The organism is Vibrio antiquarius, assembly GCF_000024825.1.
GTDB lineage: Bacteria > Pseudomonadota > Gammaproteobacteria > Enterobacterales > Vibrionaceae > Vibrio > Vibrio diabolicus.
The window spans coordinates 227,106-243,576 of the sequence record NC_013456.1 but is presented as its reverse complement, the minus strand read 5'-3'; the positions used below and the strand labels follow the sequence as shown (position 1 = coordinate 243,576).

At 41.9% G+C, this 16,471-nt stretch carries 17 protein-coding genes; 13 read left to right on the top strand and 4 right to left on the bottom strand.

The genetic code is table 11. The features are described from left to right. The first annotated feature begins 470 nt into the window (after positions 1–470). The 6 genes from VEA_RS01205 (at position 471) to VEA_RS01180 (ending at position 6,740) form a co-directional block, all read left to right on the top strand. The gene (locus VEA_RS01205) at positions 471–1,496 is read left to right on the top strand and encodes an ABC transporter permease subunit (RefSeq protein WP_006741814.1); all 1,026 of its coding nucleotides are present in this window, start codon (positions 471–473) and stop codon (positions 1,494–1,496) included. Position 1,497: 1 nt separating this feature from the next. Next, positions 1,498–2,541 carry an ABC transporter permease gene (locus VEA_RS01200; RefSeq protein WP_006741815.1) on the top strand — a complete coding sequence of 348 codons (1,044 nt, stop codon included), beginning with the start codon at positions 1,498–1,500 and terminating at the stop codon, positions 2,539–2,541. A 38-nt stretch (positions 2,542–2,579) separates the two neighbouring features. Continuing rightward, positions 2,580–4,406: an extracellular solute-binding protein gene (locus VEA_RS01195; RefSeq protein ID WP_006741816.1), complete on the top strand. Its 1,827-nt coding sequence runs from the start codon at positions 2,580–2,582 to the stop codon at positions 4,404–4,406. Positions 4,407–4,415: 9 nt separating this feature from the next. Continuing rightward, positions 4,416–5,273, top strand: coding sequence for an ABC transporter ATP-binding protein (locus tag VEA_RS01190; protein ID WP_005394932.1), 858 nt, complete (start codon positions 4,416–4,418; stop codon positions 5,271–5,273). 35 nt (positions 5,274–5,308) lie between these two features. Then, positions 5,309–6,148: an ABC transporter ATP-binding protein gene (locus VEA_RS01185; RefSeq protein ID WP_005394930.1), complete on the top strand. Its 840-nt coding sequence runs from the start codon at positions 5,309–5,311 to the stop codon at positions 6,146–6,148. A gap of 166 nt (positions 6,149–6,314) precedes the next feature. Next, positions 6,315–6,740: a phosphate-starvation-inducible protein PsiE gene (locus VEA_RS01180; protein ID WP_012841209.1), complete on the top strand. Its 426-nt coding sequence runs from the start codon at positions 6,315–6,317 to the stop codon at positions 6,738–6,740. A gap of 178 nt (positions 6,741–6,918) precedes the next feature. Here the strand turns inward: VEA_RS01180 and VEA_RS01175 are convergent, their stop codons facing one another. After that, entirely contained in the window at positions 6,919–7,590 is a 672-nt protein-coding gene (locus tag VEA_RS01175) for a GGDEF domain-containing protein (RefSeq protein WP_006741817.1), read from the bottom strand. 336 nt (positions 7,591–7,926) lie between these two features. On the opposite strand from VEA_RS01175, the gene VEA_RS01170 reads away from it, so the two are divergent. The 5 genes from VEA_RS01170 (at position 7,927) to VEA_RS24665 (ending at position 12,396) form a co-directional block, all read left to right on the top strand. Continuing rightward, positions 7,927–8,913 carry a helix-turn-helix transcriptional regulator gene (locus VEA_RS01170; RefSeq protein WP_006741818.1) on the top strand — a complete coding sequence of 329 codons (987 nt, stop codon included), beginning with the start codon at positions 7,927–7,929 and terminating at the stop codon, positions 8,911–8,913. Then, positions 8,894–9,286 carry a tellurite resistance TerB family protein gene (locus VEA_RS01165; protein WP_012841208.1) on the top strand — a complete coding sequence of 131 codons (393 nt, stop codon included), beginning with the start codon at positions 8,894–8,896 and terminating at the stop codon, positions 9,284–9,286. Before VEA_RS01170 ends, VEA_RS01165 begins: the two co-directional genes overlap by 20 nt. Positions 9,287–9,288: 2 nt before the next feature. Then, a complete protein-coding gene (locus tag VEA_RS01160; protein WP_012841207.1) occupies positions 9,289–10,353 on the top strand; it encodes a hypothetical protein in 1,065 nt (354 codons plus the stop codon). Between the two features lie 61 nt (positions 10,354–10,414). Further along, complete coding sequence (locus tag VEA_RS01155) at positions 10,415–12,121, top strand: hypothetical protein (RefSeq protein ID WP_012841206.1); 1,707 nt, start codon at positions 10,415–10,417, stop codon at positions 12,119–12,121. Next, complete coding sequence (locus VEA_RS24665; RefSeq protein ID WP_081441199.1) at positions 12,118–12,396, top strand: YkgJ family cysteine cluster protein; 279 nt, start codon at positions 12,118–12,120, stop codon at positions 12,394–12,396. Before VEA_RS01155 ends, VEA_RS24665 begins: the two co-directional genes overlap by 4 nt. Positions 12,397–12,593: 197 nt before the next feature. Here VEA_RS24665 and VEA_RS01150 read toward each other — a convergent pair whose 3' ends face one another. Continuing rightward, positions 12,594–13,181, bottom strand: coding sequence for a hypothetical protein (locus VEA_RS01150; protein WP_041852871.1), 588 nt, complete (start codon positions 13,179–13,181; stop codon positions 12,594–12,596). 111 nt (positions 13,182–13,292) lie between these two features. Between VEA_RS01150 and VEA_RS01145 the strand changes: the two genes are divergently transcribed. Both VEA_RS01145 and VEA_RS01140 read left to right on the top strand, forming a co-directional pair. Continuing rightward, the gene (locus tag VEA_RS01145) at positions 13,293–14,318 is read left to right on the top strand and encodes a hypothetical protein (RefSeq protein WP_006741821.1); all 1,026 of its coding nucleotides are present in this window, start codon (positions 13,293–13,295) and stop codon (positions 14,316–14,318) included. 217 nt (positions 14,319–14,535) lie between these two features. Beyond that, positions 14,536–15,198, top strand: a complete 663-nt coding sequence (locus VEA_RS01140; protein WP_012841204.1) for an inovirus Gp2 family protein — start codon at positions 14,536–14,538, stop codon at positions 15,196–15,198. Between the two features lie 55 nt (positions 15,199–15,253). Here the strand turns inward: VEA_RS01140 and VEA_RS23025 are convergent, their stop codons facing one another. Together VEA_RS23025 and VEA_RS01135 are read right to left on the bottom strand one after the other, a co-directional pair. Then, the gene (locus VEA_RS23025) at positions 15,254–15,601 is read right to left on the bottom strand and encodes a lecithin retinol acyltransferase family protein (RefSeq protein WP_012841203.1); all 348 of its coding nucleotides are present in this window, start codon (positions 15,599–15,601) and stop codon (positions 15,254–15,256) included. Positions 15,602–15,863: 262 nt separating this feature from the next. Then, positions 15,864–16,424 (bottom strand): tyrosine-type recombinase/integrase, encoded by a 561-nt coding sequence (locus tag VEA_RS01135; protein ID WP_006741823.1) that lies wholly within the window; start codon positions 16,422–16,424, stop codon positions 15,864–15,866. Positions 16,425–16,471 lie beyond the last annotated feature (47 nt).

Sequence of the window (16,471 nt, the reverse complement as noted above, 5' to 3'; positions counted from 1 at the left end):
TATCGAATCCATACTTTGGTGACTCGAACTTATAAGGTGGTATCAAAATATGATACCCATTGCTGTAAAAGGGCTCACTCGTATTTTTAGGTCAAATATACATGTGGTGGATGTGTCTATTTATTCCATATATTTGCATTTTTATGTAGGGCTTTGGCTCTAAACAGCCTAGATTGATATTCTGTGTGAATTATTTTTGTGGTTTTTTATAATTTTTTACAAAAACATTTCTGTTTTTCGACTTCGGAGGAAGTTTGTCATGTTTTGGTTTCAAACACTTGAAGCTGATGTGGATTCAAGATAAATATGACGCTGAAATTATTGCAGTAGTAGAAAAGTCTGGTTCTTGAAACGCAGGGAGTGTGTTTCAACAGTTTTAGTTACTACGAGATAAATATGCACCACTTTAGGCGGGGAACTTCCTCTTTCACTCCGCCTGAATTGGACAGTAGACAAGGAGCAAGTTGTATATGCTGTCGTACTTTTTACGCCGTTTGGCGTTGGTGATACCAACGTTTCTCGGGATAACTATTCTTATCTTTGCTATCACTCGTTTCGTGCCGGGCGGACCTGTTGAACGCATGTTGTCACAAATGCAGTCTCAAGGGGATGGTGCCGCATCAATGACGTCTGCTGGTGGCAATACCGCCCTTTCTGATGATCAAATCGCTGAGCTAAATGCGTTTTACGGTCTGGATAAGCCAGTGACAGAAGCGTATGTGGAGTGGCTAAGTCGCTTGGTCGTGCTAGACCTTGGTGAGTCAACACGTTACTACGAGCCTGTCTCTGACATGATTGCAGAGCGTTTACCTGTGTCGTTATTTTATGGCGGCATGACCTTTTTTATCAGTTATTTTATCTCGATCCCTCTTGGTTATTACAAGGCGCTCAAGCACGGCTCTGTGTTTGATTCCGCTTCTTCAATACTCATCTTTGTGGGCTATGCCTTGCCTGGCTATGTGGTGGGTGTATTGCTCATCACGCTATTTAGTTATCACTTGGAATGGTTTCCGATGGGAGGCTTTGTCGGCGATGACTTCGACGATTACGAAACTTTCTTTGAACGCGCCAAGGACATCATGTGGCACGCGGTGTTGCCTTTAGTCTGTTACCTCATTGGCGACTTTGCAACACTGACAATGACGATGAAAAACAACCTGATGGAAAACCTTTCTTCAGACTATATCCGTACAGCTATCGCGAAGGGCTTACCTTTCAAAAAGGCGGTTCGTAAGCACGCGTTGCGTAACAGCTTAATCCCAATCGCGAGTCACTTTGGTAACTCTTTGTTGTTCTTCATGACTGGTGCCTTCCTGATTGAAGTTATCTTCAATATTGATGGCATTGGCTTATTGGGTTACGAATCAATCATGGAGCGTGATTACCCCGTTGTTATGGGTATTGTCGCCATTAATGCGCTGTTGCTGCTCATTGGTAACATTATTTCAGATATTTGTGTTGCTTTAGTCGACCCACGTGTGAAGTTTGGAGCGTAACATGATTAAAGTTAGTCCATTAACTCAAAAGAAAATTCGCCACTTTAAAGAGATCAAACGAGGTTATTGGTCGTTTGTCATTCTCTCAATCATGTTGATCTTGTCGCTCTTTGCTGAACTTCTGATTAATAGTAAAGCGCTAGTCGTCAAGTACGATGGTAGCTACTATTTTCCTGTTGTCAGTGATGTCCGTTTAGGCAGTGAATTTGGCCAAGAGTCATCCAGCGAAGCGGATTATCGCGTACTGCAAAAAGCGTTTGAGGCTGAAGGGGGCGACAACTTTGTTATTTTGCCGCTTGTGCCATGGAACCCATATGAACAGGATTTTAGTGGTGATTTCCCGCCAACAGCGCCTAGTGCCGAAAACAAGCATTATTTAGGTACAGATGTGATAGGTCGCGATATTTTGGCACGACTTGTCTACGGATTCAGAACGGCAATGGGATTTGCGTTGCTCACCATGGCAATTTCCTACGCGATTGGTACCGCAGTTGGTTGTGCTATGGGCTTTTGGGGCGGTAAATTTGACTTGTTTGTACAGCGACTTATCGAAATCTGGTCAATGGTGCCGTTTTTGTACGTCATTATGATTCTTGTCTCAATCGTTCAACCGACGTTCGCTCTCTTTGTCGCTATTAACGTGCTTTTCACCTGGATGGGGATGACATGGTACATGCGGACCATGACTTATAAAGAAGCGGCACGAGAATACGTAATGGCGGCACGTGCTTTAGGGGCATCGACGGGACGTATTTTGTTTAATCACATCCTACCGAATACGATGGTGATGATCGTGACATTGGCGCCGTTCACTATTGCAGCAAACATCACTGCGCTGACCGCTTTGGATTATCTAGGTTTAGGTCTGATGCCACCAACGCCAAGTTGGGGGGAACTGCTACAACAAGGTAAATCTAACCTAGACTCGCCATGGATTGTTGCCTCAGTGGTGACGTCAATTGTACTCGTGTTGGTAATGGTGACCTTTATTGGTGAAGCCATTCGAGCGGCCTTCGACCCGAAAAAATTCACACGCTATGTTTAAGCGAGCATTGTGAGCAAAACATAAAAAAGGGAAGTTTTATGAAGAAATTATTTTTAGCGTCCACGCTGAGCGCCCTGAGTTTTGGTGCAATGTCAGCAACGCTTCCGACTGACTTAAACTGGCAAACAAACTGGGATGAGCCTCAATATGGTTCGCCTGAAGCGAAACGTGGAGGGACCTATCGCACCTTCATGTCAAGTTTTCCACAGACGTTACGTAGTGTTGGCCCAGACGCTAATGCGGGGTTGCGTTCCTTTATCTTGGATGAGACCCCTGGATTGGTGGTTCGTCACCCAGATACTTTAGAGTTCATCCCTGAACTTGCTAACGAGTGGGCGTTAGCTGGCGACAATAAAACCGTCTATTTCAAACTCAATCCAGAAGCCAAATGGTCGGACGGCAAGCCTGTGACTGCCGACGATTTTGTATTCATGCTTAAGTTTTATCGTTCTAAGGATATCCTAGAACCTTGGTACAACGATTATTACAACAAAACCATTGCGGATGTTATTAAGTACGACGTTCATACGTTTGCTGTTAAGGCCGCGAAAGAGTTCAATCCGGAAGAATTGTTGCTAAGAATGGGGGCTTTACGCCCTCGTCCCGCACACTTTTATGCCAATCCTTCAAAGGATGAAAATGGTGATGGTATTCACGACAACTTTGTCCGTTACTACAACTTTAAGAGTGAGCCAACGACCAGTGCATACTACCTAGATGATATCAAAAAAGGTAGAAGTGTGACTTTCAAACATGTTGGTGAAGATTGGTGGGGTTACAGCAATAAGTACTACCAAAATCGCTACAATGTCGACAAGATTCGCATCACGGTGATCCGCGATAGCGATATTGCGATGAAGCATTTTGAAAAGGGTAAGTTGGATGCATTTGGTCTGGTTCTGCCAAGCCTATGGCACGATAAATCGAACACAGAACCGTACCAAAAAGGCTACATTCAAAAGTTCTGGGGTTACAACCAATTTCCAGTCGGTGCGGGCGGCGTATGGATAAACACCGCGATGCCTTTGCTGGATGATTTAAACGTTCGCAAGGGCATTACCTACGCAATTGATTTTGATGGCATGATTGAGAACATCATGCGTGGTGACTACTCCCGTAAGCCAAACCCGACGGGTTATGGCCATGGTAAATACACCCTACCAGACGCGAAAGCACCGAAATTTGACCCCGCAAAAGCGGCCGAGGCATTCGAAGCCGCAGGCTTTAACAAAATTGGTTCCGATGGTATTCGTGTCAATGATAAAGGTGAGCGTTTAAGCTTCGAGCTGACCTACGGAACACCTGTTCATACTCCTCGTATTGCTTTTTTGCGTGAGCAAGCCAAGCTAGCAGGGGTGGATATTGAGCTCAAGTTGGTTGATGGCTCATCCATGTTCAAATACGTCCGTGAGAAAAAGCACGATTTGGCTTTCTTAGATATGGGTACGTCCGAGATCCCAACGTATTGGGAGTACTTCCATTCAGTCAATGCGAACAAGCCGCAAACTAACTCTTTCACAAACTACAGCACGCCAGAGCTGGATGAAAAGATCATCGAGTATCGTTTTAGCATGGATATGGATAAAAAGATCCAGCTAGGTCATGAGATTCAGCGTGACATCATTGATGCGCACGTTATCGTAACAGGCTACATGATTCCTTATGTCCGCTACGGTCACTGGCGCTGGCTAAAGTTTCCTGATAAGCCAATGAATCGCATGACAGAGGCGTTGTTCAGTGGTGGCATCATAGGGGATGGCACTTACTGGATTGATAGCGATATCAAGAAAGAAACGAAACAAGCGATGAAGTCAGGTAAAGCTTTTAAACCTGTCGTCGTCGTAGATGACACTTATAAGCTGTAAGGATTGGTTATGGAAAACGATGTAATCCTAAGTGTTAAAGATCTCGAAGTTGAATTCACCACCGATGATGGACCAGTGAAGGTGCTGCATGGTGTGAACTTTGATGTGAGAGCTGGACGTACACTCGGTCTGGTGGGAGAGTCAGGCAGTGGTAAGAGCGTAACCTCAATGTCGATCATGGGGCTTTTACCTAAGCCATATGGCAACATCATCAAAGGTGAAGTGAATTATCGCGGCACCAACCTAGTTGATTTGCCTGCGGAAGAGATGTACGCCATGCGTGGCGATCGCATTTCGATCATCTTCCAAGATCCGATGACGGCGCTCAATCCAGTACACACTATTGGTCGCCAAATATGTGAAGTGCTTGAACTTCATCGACCTGAGCTCGACAAAAAGGAGCGGGAGGCTTTCTCGATTGAGATGCTGGCAAAAGTCAAAATCCCAATGCCAGAGAAACGATTGAATGAGTATCCCCATAACCTATCTGGCGGTATGCGCCAGCGTGTCATGATCGCGATGGCGTTGGCCTGTAAGCCGGATATTCTTATTTGTGATGAACCGACTACGGCGTTGGATGTTACGGTTCAGGCGTCTATCCTTGAACTGATGAATGAGCTTCAGGAAGAAACAGGCATGGCGATGATCTTCATTACTCACGACCTCGGGGTTGTGGCAGAAGTGTGTGATGATGTTGCCGTGATGTATGGTGGGCGTATTGTCGAAAAAGCAGAAATTTTTGAGTTGTTTGATAACCCGCAGCACCCATACACAGAGCGTTTAATGGGATTGATGCCGAGCTTAGATAATGAGCCGAAGCAGATGATCGATATCAAGCCTATTGATGCCAGTATGTTTGCCAGTTAACTAGGCAAAGTGAACGAGTCATAAAAGAGGATGTTATGGCAAAAGAAGTATTAAGAATTGAAAATCTTAAGCAGCACTTTGTTTCTGGTAAAGGGCTGTTCAAGAAAGGCTACACCATCAAAGCGGTAGACGGGGTTTCACTGTCTGTTTCTGAAGGTGAAACACTGGGGCTAGTTGGTGAGTCAGGTTGCGGTAAAAGCACCCTTGGTCGCACGATCTTAAAGTTATACGAGCCAACGGAAGGTAAGATTTTCTTTGAAGGTAAAGACATCACTAAACTGTCCGTCAAAGAGATGCGATCGCTGCGTAAAGACATGCAAATCGTCTTTCAAGACCCAATGGAATCACTCAATCAGCGTCATACCATCGGTATGATTCTAGAAGAACCGTTTGTTATTCATAAAATCGGTACGCCAGCCGAGCGCAAACAGTGGGTAAAAGAGCTTTTAATCAAAGTGGGCTTGCCAGAAACGGCAGTCAACCGCTATCCACATGAGTTTTCAGGCGGCCAACGTCAGCGTATCGGTATTGCTCGTGCGATTGCATTGAAGCCTAAGTTACTGATTTGTGACGAATCGGTATCTGCGCTAGATGTGTCGGTACAGGCACAAATCTTGAACCTATTACTACAACTGCAACAAGAGATGAACTTGGCGATCATCTTTATCTCTCACGATCTCTCTGTGGTGAAACACGTCTCTGACAAAGTTGCAGTGATGTATTTTGGTAAAGTGGTAGAAGCAGGCAGCGCGAAAGAAATTTATGCAAACCCGCAAAATGAGTACACCAAGAAACTCCTATCTGCGATTCCGATCACCCACCCTAAATATCGGAAGAAAAAGCGCCTGGCTGAAAAAAAGCAGCAAGTGGCGTAAGTGATGCCACAGGTCCTATAACACAAAAACGCTCCGCCAAATAAGCGGAGCGTTTTTATAGGTCTATGTTAGGTCTTGGTGTTGATTGGCGCCTGAGTATTATGATTGATTGAAGATCGTTGCATGCTAAACTCAAGGCCTATCTTCTTTGTCTGGATAATGGACCATGCCGTCGAATTTACCGAAATCCTTTAGTCGACCGTTCCTGAAAATCTTCCATATTTTGGAGGCGGTATTATTAGTCTCTATTACCTTGGCGACGCTGTACGCCATGATGCAAGAGTTTGTGCACGTATTTGTAGAGAAGCGTGTCTTACTCACGGATATTCTTTTGATGTTTATCTATCTGGAAGTGCTCGCCATGGTGCAGCAGTTCGTGATGAACGGAAAAATTCCGGTACGCTATCCTATCTATATCGCGATGATGGCGATCGCCCGCTATATCACACTCGGAATGAAAGAGCTGGATGCGGTTTTGGTTGTGTGGTTATCTCTGGCAGCGTTTATCTTAGCTGCGGCAACGTTGCTCATCAGAGTCGGGCATCATTATTGGCCCTACGTTGATAACAGAACCTTGGAAAAAGATGAATAAAAGAAAGCCCCGCACTAGCGGGGCTTTTTTGTTTCAATACTCGATGACTTTTAGATCATTCAATATTTTGGATCTGAATGTCGATTTATTTGTGAAAATTCACTTATATCAATATTTTATTGAACTTAATTCGTTATTTTATATTTTTTAACCACCATATTACCCACCGCTTGGTACTTTATAGACATAACTTTTTGAGTGAGTCGTTTTTGCTTTGTTTGTTTTTATACATATCTTTGTCTGCTCTCTCTATTAGTTGCTTTGCATCTAAATGTTCAGGCTCTCTTGCCTTATGGTGCACGTAGGATCCAACTGAAACAGAAAGGTAGAAATGCTGTCCATTAATACGTATCGGCTCCTGAAGCTTAGTTCTTTTTTGTAAGCAGTTACACCAACTCGTGGTCTTTTGGTGGTCGTAGTTTGGGAGGATGGCAATGAATTCATCTCCTCCAAACCTAGCTATCGTCTGCTTTGGTAGTTGCATTTTTTTCAAGATACTACCTAGTCTTTCAATCATTCTATCTCCGACAACATGACCAGCAGAGTCGTTAATTTTCTTCAACTGATCTAAGTCGATAAATACCAGTGAGAAAGTTCCAATATCATTATCTTGAATTAGAGACTCTATGTGTGTAATGCCTTGAGCACGAGAAGATAAGCCAGTCAAAAAATCAACACTTAAACGCTTCTCTAAGAGTAAAACTCTGTTTGTAAGTTGTTGATTTTCATTCTCTAAGTCTGAAATTTTTTTTAGTATGTTTTTCAGTCCAACATTATTGGGAAGGGGCATGCTTTGTTCATCAATAAGTGAAATGCTACGGGCATGAATATGGCCTTTACTTTTTGACATATCGTTACCTTCAATATCTTGATTGATATTAGGTTACTTTGTTATGCGGCAAGTTATGTCGTAGTAGGTCACTCCTCCGATGTTTCGATCTCATTCTCCTCTAACGTGCTGACTTTGTGCTGACAGTCGCTAACTTACCTCTGAGATCAGTATACCGAAGTAAAATTCGTTATTTTTTGAACTTTTTCTGGTTGATATTTGTGCGACATAACTTGTCGCTGGAATCAAATATAATTTGTGTGCATTAAGTCACATGATGGATTAGTTTCACATGTATAGTATCGATGTTCTCATTTATGGAACGAATGTCACGATAGATTTAAACAACGGAATAACTTGGCTTTGTCGAAAAGAAAAAGTACACAAGACTCATTAGTTCTTGTGCTTGAAATACTTAAACGAATCCCTAAGCACAGAAAGATAACGGCTCTAGAAATACGAGAGCAATTAGAAGTAATAGGCATTTCGAGAGATATAAGAACAATACAACGCAATCTAGAGATGTTGAGTGAACACTTTCCCATAGATAGGGATACTCGCTCTAAGCCTTATGGGTACAGTTTTGATAGAAATAGTCACGCACTAGGAGTGAGCTCACTTAATGCTCATGAATCTTTACTCTTGGCTTTAGCAGAGAAGCACCTAAAGTTACTGCTACCAAAAGATGTAATGCAGTCACTAAGACCTCACTTTACAGAGGCTAGGTATAACCTCGAGTTTGACCCTAAAAACCATAAAGATCGTGTGTGGAAAGATAAAATCAAAGTAGTGCGAGAGTCTCAACCTCTTCTAGCGCCAAAAATTGATAACAAAGTTTTGGAAAATATAAGTAAGGCATTGTATGAAGATCGTTTATTGACCGTAACCTATCACAATGCCAATAAGCAAGTTAGAACATCTACAGTTATGCCGCTCGGCCTTGCACAGCAAGGAGTTCGACTTTATCTAGTGTGCCGGTTTGACGGGTTCAACAATGAAAGAAGCTTAGCCGTTCATCGTATAAATGATGCGATAGTTTCGTCATTTAATTTCAAGAGACCGGAGAGCTTTTCGTTGGCTAAATACGATTCTGACGGAAGATTTGGTTTTGGCGAGGGAGAGTTGTGTCGAGTTCAGTTTGATATAGATAAACAGGCTGGATACCACCTTGTTGAGACACCGCTGTCGGAAGACCAGGTCATAGAAGAGTTGGGAAGTACCTATAGAGTGTCAGCCACAGTCATTGATTCATTCTTACTTGATAAGTGGCTCAAGAGCTTTGGAACAGACGTCTGTAACATCCATAAAAAGAAAGGAAATAGCAATGTTTATTCAGCACCTTAATGATGAACAACAAGCCGCATTATATTACTTCTCTAAGGAGTTAATTGCAGCTGATGGATACGTTGATGAACGAGAAACTCTACTTTTGGAGGGAATCACTGCTCAATGTAACAACAGTGCAAATTTAGATAAAACGTTTGATATTAAAAAGCTTTCTGAGATCTTTTCAGAAAAGGCGCAGAAAATGGCGTTTCTAATTGAATTAGTTGGTGTTGCTTACGCGGATCAGGTAATTGCAGAAAGTGAAGACAATTTCATAAAAAGTGTAGCGGAAAGCCTAAATGTGGACTTGTCAATCATTGAAGAGTTAAAGGATTGGGTTCAGCGCCAGATGGCTCTTGTGCTCGAAGCAGAAAAATTTTTGGAGAAATAAACATGCCATTACCATTTATTTTAGCAGGTGCTGCTGTTGCAGCAGCAAGTTATGGAGCTAAAAAAGGCTACGACGGGTATCAAGATAAGTCTGAAGCAAACGATATTATTGAGTCTGCAAAGAGAAAGTACGATGAAGAGAGAACTGTCTTTGACAAACAGAATGAACAGACAAATAAAAGTTTAACCAGCCTCGGTGAGTTTCAACTACAAGTTGGTAACGATTTTAAAGAGTTCAGAACAATTGCAGAAAAGCTTTTAGTTAAATTGAACCAATCCAACTCTAAGGACCTAGAAATTGACTTCCCTCAGCATAAGCTTGATGAGATAGATGGTCTCGCGTTATCTACAACAGCTTACATGAGTAAGGTCGCTGGAGCTGGTGCTGCTGGTGCTGCCGCTGCATATGCTGTATACGGTGGCGTTATGGCTATGGCTGCCGCTTCAACAGGAACACCGATTGCCGCTCTATCTGGCGCTGCTGCATATAACGCAACTATGGCCGCTATTGGCGGAGGTTCCCTTGCTGCTGGTGGCTTTGGTATGGCTGGAGGTGCGATGGTTCTTGGTGGTGTTGTTGCAGCTCCTATTATGGCGATTGCTGGGTGGGCTTTTGCCTCTCATGCGGAGGAAGCATTAAGCGATGCAAGAAAAACTCGAGCAGAAGTTAACGAAGCTGTAGGTAAGATGGAGAAGGGGCGCAAACAACTAGCCAAAACTAAGTTATATGCCGATAGAATTTACAAAGAGATAGAACGCCTGTATTCAGTATTTAAAGAATACTTTGATAGCCTAAAAGCTTTTGAACAATTGCTATCGAACAAAGCTGACATTTCCAAGTTCGAAGATGACGTTATTCGTCTAATTCAAAATGGCTACCAAATTGCCGCTATTCTCACTGATATCATTACAACACCGCTGTTTAAACCTAAAAAAGACGCACAGGGTAATGTGGTATTAAATGATGAAAACATTGTTCAAATTGAAACTGATAGCGATGGAATGCAAGTGATCAATGAGTCTGGAATAAAAGCTACGCTTGCAAAGTCGAGTAATACTCACAAGTAAGTATTGTTCTCGAAGAGATATAAAGGGAGGTTTTTCTCCCTTTTCAATGGAGCTGTATGGTATGTCAGAAACCAATTCACAACATTTTGCGCTAGTCGATGAGCTAAATAAGACGGTTACTAAAAGTCTAGTAACGACGTTCGGTTTGGATTTTTTACTTTTTGAAGACAAAAAAGGTGGCGATGTTGCAACCGTTCACAATGTTCGCCAGCACCAAAAAGGTGATGCTGAAATCTATGTCTCAAAGAGTGTTCAAGCAGAGTATGCGAATAAAGGGGATTACAAACCAGTTAAACATCATGCTGACGGAAGTATCGTAACTGATAGAAAGAACAAACCCAAAAGAGAAGATCGTTACCACTCTCATCAGAATTATAAGGCGAAGGGAAAGGAAGACAAAAAGCTGCAACATGATGGTAATTTGCCAGACGAATATCGTAACCAGCTTATGTCTCAGGATGAAAAACGCCAACTAGACCACATCATTTCATCGCATGAAGTCCATAATGATGCGGGAAGAGTGCTTGCAGGGCTAGACGGCGTAGAACTTGCCAATCAGAACTCAAATTTTCAATCGACACATTATTACATCAACAACCTCAAGTCAGATCATTCTATGGATGATTTCTTAGGAACCGTTGTACCAAGGACAATTGAGAACAAGCGTAACAATATTGAAAGAGATAAACTGCGTTTAGCTTCTATGCCCTCGGAAACTAAACAGCAAAAGCATGAAAAACGTAAACTAGCAGATAAAATCACCAAGCAAAGTGAACAGGTTGCTGTTCTTGAGAGTCTTGATGAAGACAAAATGCGTGAGGCGGATAAGAGAGCAAGACAGCAGTACGATAAGCAGATCAATTTCACTTACTATACCAGCAGTAAGTTTTTTAAGAGTACTGCTATGGCGTCTAGTAAAGCTGGTTTCGCTATGGGGGTTAGACAGGCATTAGGGCTTGTTCTTGCTGAAGTTTGGTTTGAAATAAAAGATGCAATTCCTCAGATCTTTAAAGATAAAGAAGAAAATTTCACACTTGATAAGTTCCTAAATAAGCTAAAGGTTACCGCACTAAAAATTTGGGATAGGGTCAAAACTCGATTCAAAGATATTCTGGAAGAGTTTAAAAACGGGGCTTTAGCGGGTGCCCTGTCTAGCTTAAGTTCGACCATAATGAACATCTTTTTCACCACTCAAAAGTTGATTGGAAAACTCCTCCGTGAAACTTGGTCAAGTTTAGTTTCGGCTGCTAAAGTCTTGTTCTTTAATCCGCAGAGACTTAGCCCTGGAGCTTTGGTGCGAGAAGTTACACGTATTTTATCTACTGGTGTTGCGGTTGCAATGGGAGTGATGCTTAACCAACAGTTAGCCTCGCTGATGACATTTCCTCTCGGTATTGAACTAGCCTCGTTTGTTAGCGCGGTGGCTACGGGCATAATGACTATTGGTATCACATACTTTTTAGATCACAGTAAATTAATGCGAAAAGTATGGGATTACCTAGATCAGTTTAAGTCAGTAGAAAAGAGAACCTTGGAATACTTCCAGACGGTAAATGCTGAACTTGATCGATACTTGATTGAGCTTTCCAAAGTTGAGTTTAATCTTTCACCTGATGAACTAGCTGGACTTGTCGACAACTTAGAATCTGTTAGTTGTGAATACGAAAGAAGTATGATGTTGTCGAAAGAAGTAAGTCGAAGAGAGATAGAGTTACCTTTTGAAGACAACAACCTAGATAGTACTAGAGCTTGGTTGATGAGTTTATGAACCAAGTTACCCTAAATCTTTTCCCTTGCTATTCATGCGGTAAATGTTGTGCGAATGTTGATTTATCCGCAGAGACCAAGAACTTGGACCGAGGTGACGGCATTTGCCGTCATCTCAATGTGGAAAATAAACAATGTAGTATCTATGATACGAGACCGGATATTTGTCGAGTAGAACTACAGTATAGAAGGCATTATGCTTCTACTTATACTTGGCAAGCGTTTGTTGATATAAATCTATCAATATGTGAGAGCTTGCCCGATAAGTTGACCTGAAGTGCTCTAAAAGATACATCGACGCTTGTATACATATAATATAATTCAGCGTAATTGTCAGTGTCACATATAATCAGGAATAGCTTGCGTTTTTGATGGCTTTTCTGTCTATGCTGCTCGTGTTTATCAATCTCCTGATGCCTCTAGGGCTATTCCTTAAGGATGAAGCATGAATTCTAGTTTTAGGAGCTTATTAACTAGGAAGATAGTGAGTCGGTTAACTGTTCGAGCGCTTTCGTCAACATTAAGTTTCTCTCTTCAAGTGAGTCTACTTTATTACGCATTTCTTCTAATTGGCCCTCCTTCTGACGGCTTTTCGCCTTTAGCAAATCGTAACTTTCGAGCTTTTTATTCAGTAAGTCATTATCTCTTTCTAGCCTTCGAATCTCTCTTTTAAGTGCCGTTCCATCGATAATTGATTCTACAGCTTGACCTAAATTATCTAATCGATATTTCTTTTTAACCTTCTTGAGAAAAGTGTGAGTTTTGTCATCAACATAGACAGTATGCACTTTTCTTGCTCTTTTTTTTCTTCGGCAGTATTGCGCCCAAGATTTCTTCATGTTCGATAGTTTCTCTTTCCTTAAAGCTGGCTCTGGAACTCTAGAAAAGTAGTGCTCAGCTTGCTCTAAGATGTTCTGTTGCCGAGAGGTTGTAAGTATGTCGTCCACGGAAGGAAGACTTTTAGGTATCCCTTTTTTAGTAAAATACTCAGTTACCCATTGGGTCATTTTCTTGTTCTTAAAATTAACCCACTTCTTAAAATCATCGATTTCCTTACTCACTATCTTTCCTTTAACTTGTTTTGCTACATGTAGCTTTACATGTCAATAATATACTGTCAAAAATTATGATATTATAAACTTAATAGGTATTATAAATAAAATGTAACGATCATGATTAGTGTAATTCTCCAGCCCTGGAAAGGGCTGAAGCCTCAGGACAAAGTCGTATACTTACATTGGATTTGGTGTACTAGAGAGCAAAGAAACGTGTTCCTATCAATTGCATCTCTGGCGGAAAAGTTAAAGATAAAAGAGTCGACAGTTCGTGGTTCGGTAGCACGCTTATATATGTGTGATAAGGTAATTTTTAACGATGAACAGTCATCGTATGCAGTCGCTTATCCAGCAGGTTTTGATAGTGCTCAGGCGCAATCTGAAGAGAAGCTAGCTTCAATACTAGCAATGTTAGGTATTGGAACTGGCCTAATCGGTGAGCGTGCTGAAGTGTTGGCAAAGCGTCTTCTTAGAGCCGTGTTGGTTTCTTTGACTGATGATTTAGGCATCATTGAACGTGTTAGTTTTTCTCATCTTTCCTCTATCACCGGAATGACGGTACAGAGGTTACGTCGTTACAAAGATGAGCTTATAGATGATGGGTACATAATCAAATTTGTGCCTGGTGGGAATGCTCCTTCTTTGTATAAAAAAGTTGCATCTATCTGCATCATGAATCCCGAAAAATTTACAGGAAAGAACATAGCTCTTTGGAGGTTTGAAGCGGAGTCATTAGTGAGTAACAGAGAACTTAACTCCTGCATACACAACATCCAAACAAAGTATCAATCTACCCCGGTTCTAAATATTGAAGAGATAAATCGTCACAGATTAGCGGGGAGAGTCCACCATCTTTTTGATGAATTCGTTTCCCAGGCAATACGAAGCAAGTTGTTAGAAAAATACTTAATTTGTTCTAGAGACATTATTGCCAAAACAGATCAGATTACAGTAAACAAACGGTTCCAGATATTATGGAGAAGGCACATAGAATCCGTTTCTGGTGTGGTGCTAGATATTTTACTTGAGCATATAGGGGAAAGTGGGCCTGAATATCCTATTGATGTGTACTTTTTTAGACACAAAGATACCTGTTATGTGCTTTCGAATGTCGGTCTGAATCAGTCTGGGAGCACGAACTAACTTGAGAGTGAATTTTATGCTTTGGCAATAGGTGGAGTGTTGTCAGAGCTGGTCTGTGACTGAGTAATAAGCCAGTTTTAAGTGCAGGTATGGTTAATATATGTAGGTAAATGAGCCATCTAGAAGAGCCATACCTACCTCAAGTAGGTTAGGGATATACGCTAAAAAATTATATGAGAAGAGATTCCTGTAGATGAACAACACAGGAATCAATCTCATGAAGAAATCTACCTACCAAGGATTACCTACATTAGGCTTATCATATGATCTTAACTGCGATTATCTGGAGGTTATTCGCGTACCAATGGACAACGCTGTCGATGAGTACCCGACGGTTTTTGCTGTTCGATTTGATCTTCGACAACCAGAAGGTGATTTTCTTGATTGCCTTAGCCGTGATGAGATCATGGGCAATGAGGCTTTAGGCATTCGACGTACAGATTTAGCTACTCGATTTGTTCAATCGTTCAAGGCCAAACTTAAAGCACATGAACGAAGATGTCACCGCAAAGGGATAAGAGTTTATCCTTGTACCGTTAGGTTCGTGTGGGTTAGGGAGCGTGATAAATCGGCACATGACCACTATCACGTTGTTTTACTCCTGAATGAAGACCGTTTTGGGAGGTTGGGCAATATTACAAGAGAAGGCTCTCTAGCATGGACTATCACCAGTGCTTGGGCTAGTGCACTTAACTGTGATGTTGATACTATCCGTCACCTTGTGCATTTCCCTGACAATGCATGTTATGTCCTTGATAGAAAGAGTAAGGACTTTATTAAACAATTTAACGACTTATTCTATAGGCTCAGTTATTTTGCCAAGAATGCTACGAAGCATAATGACGAAGGTAATCGCTGTATAGGTCGAAGTATTCGTTAGGTGCGAACCAAGGTCTTTATCTAGAAAGCAAAAAATAAAGGGGGAGCGAATCCCCTTATCCTTTATGACGATACCTTAAGTCCCATACACGCCACTGACTCGCTTGAATGTGCGCATGAGCGTCACCTTTAAGCTGAGTTAATGTGAAGGTGTTGGAGAATATGTCACCACTTAGGCAGTAGCTACAGAACTGATGACAGCTTTCATTTAACAGGGAATAGTTTGTTTGTACACCTAGCATAGCTTCTGCAATTTGAGCGCATTGCTCATTACCAATGGAATGGCCCTGAGCATTGCAACTCACGTAAATGGAAAGGGCTGTGGTATCTGCTAGGAATTGATGAATTGATACAGCTTCGATAAGACCTTTGCCATTACGGTGGATGATACGTCCATTTCCCACGTAGACACCCGAATGCTCAGCAGTACCAAATGCGAGATCGCAATATACAATGCTACCTCTGATTGGTTGATTGGTTGATTGGTTTTCCAGAATAAGTTTTGGATTAAACTTTTCGATAAACTGCCAACTAGAAAGCTTCCTATTGCGTGATATGGGTTCATGTTATTTGCTCTCAAATGTAATAATTGCGAAACTCAAAAAGGCTCTGAGCTTAATGTTTATAAGGGATTGGCGGTCCCGCCCCCTCACTAAATGACCCGGTTTAAAGTTCAAGAGAAACAAAGTCTTTATCGACTTCATCTTGAGTGATACCGATATAGCGAAGGGTGACGCCCTCAGATGTGTGACGAAGCATTTTCATGACACGGGCTATATCCTTTGTGGCTTGGTAGAGAAAGTAACCTCGCGTCTTTCTCATCGAATGAGTACCTAAAGCGATATTTAGCTCTTGGCCTACTTGTTGAAATGCCATGGACACAGCACGTCGCGTGATTGGCTGCGGTGGTTTGTTTTTCAACTGTTGGCATCGGTGGGATTGAAACAAATAGATGTGGTCGGGATGTTGCTCCCTTAATCTAGCAATATGCTGCTGCGCTTTGGTATTGAGCTGAATGTTTGCCAGTTTGCCAGTTTTACTTTCACGAATAATAAGTCGGTCACCATGAATGTTTTCAAAGCGAATCGATAACAAATCAGAAATCCTCAGTGCCAGGTTTAATCCGATATGCCATACATCGGCCATTTGTGGATGACAACGAATACTCAGCAAATGACCAATCAGGCGTATGGTGTCATCGTTTTTGATTGCTTGGACCTCAGCCATAATCTGCTTCCTTTTTTGTCTGTAGAAGGGTGTTTTGGGAAGTACAG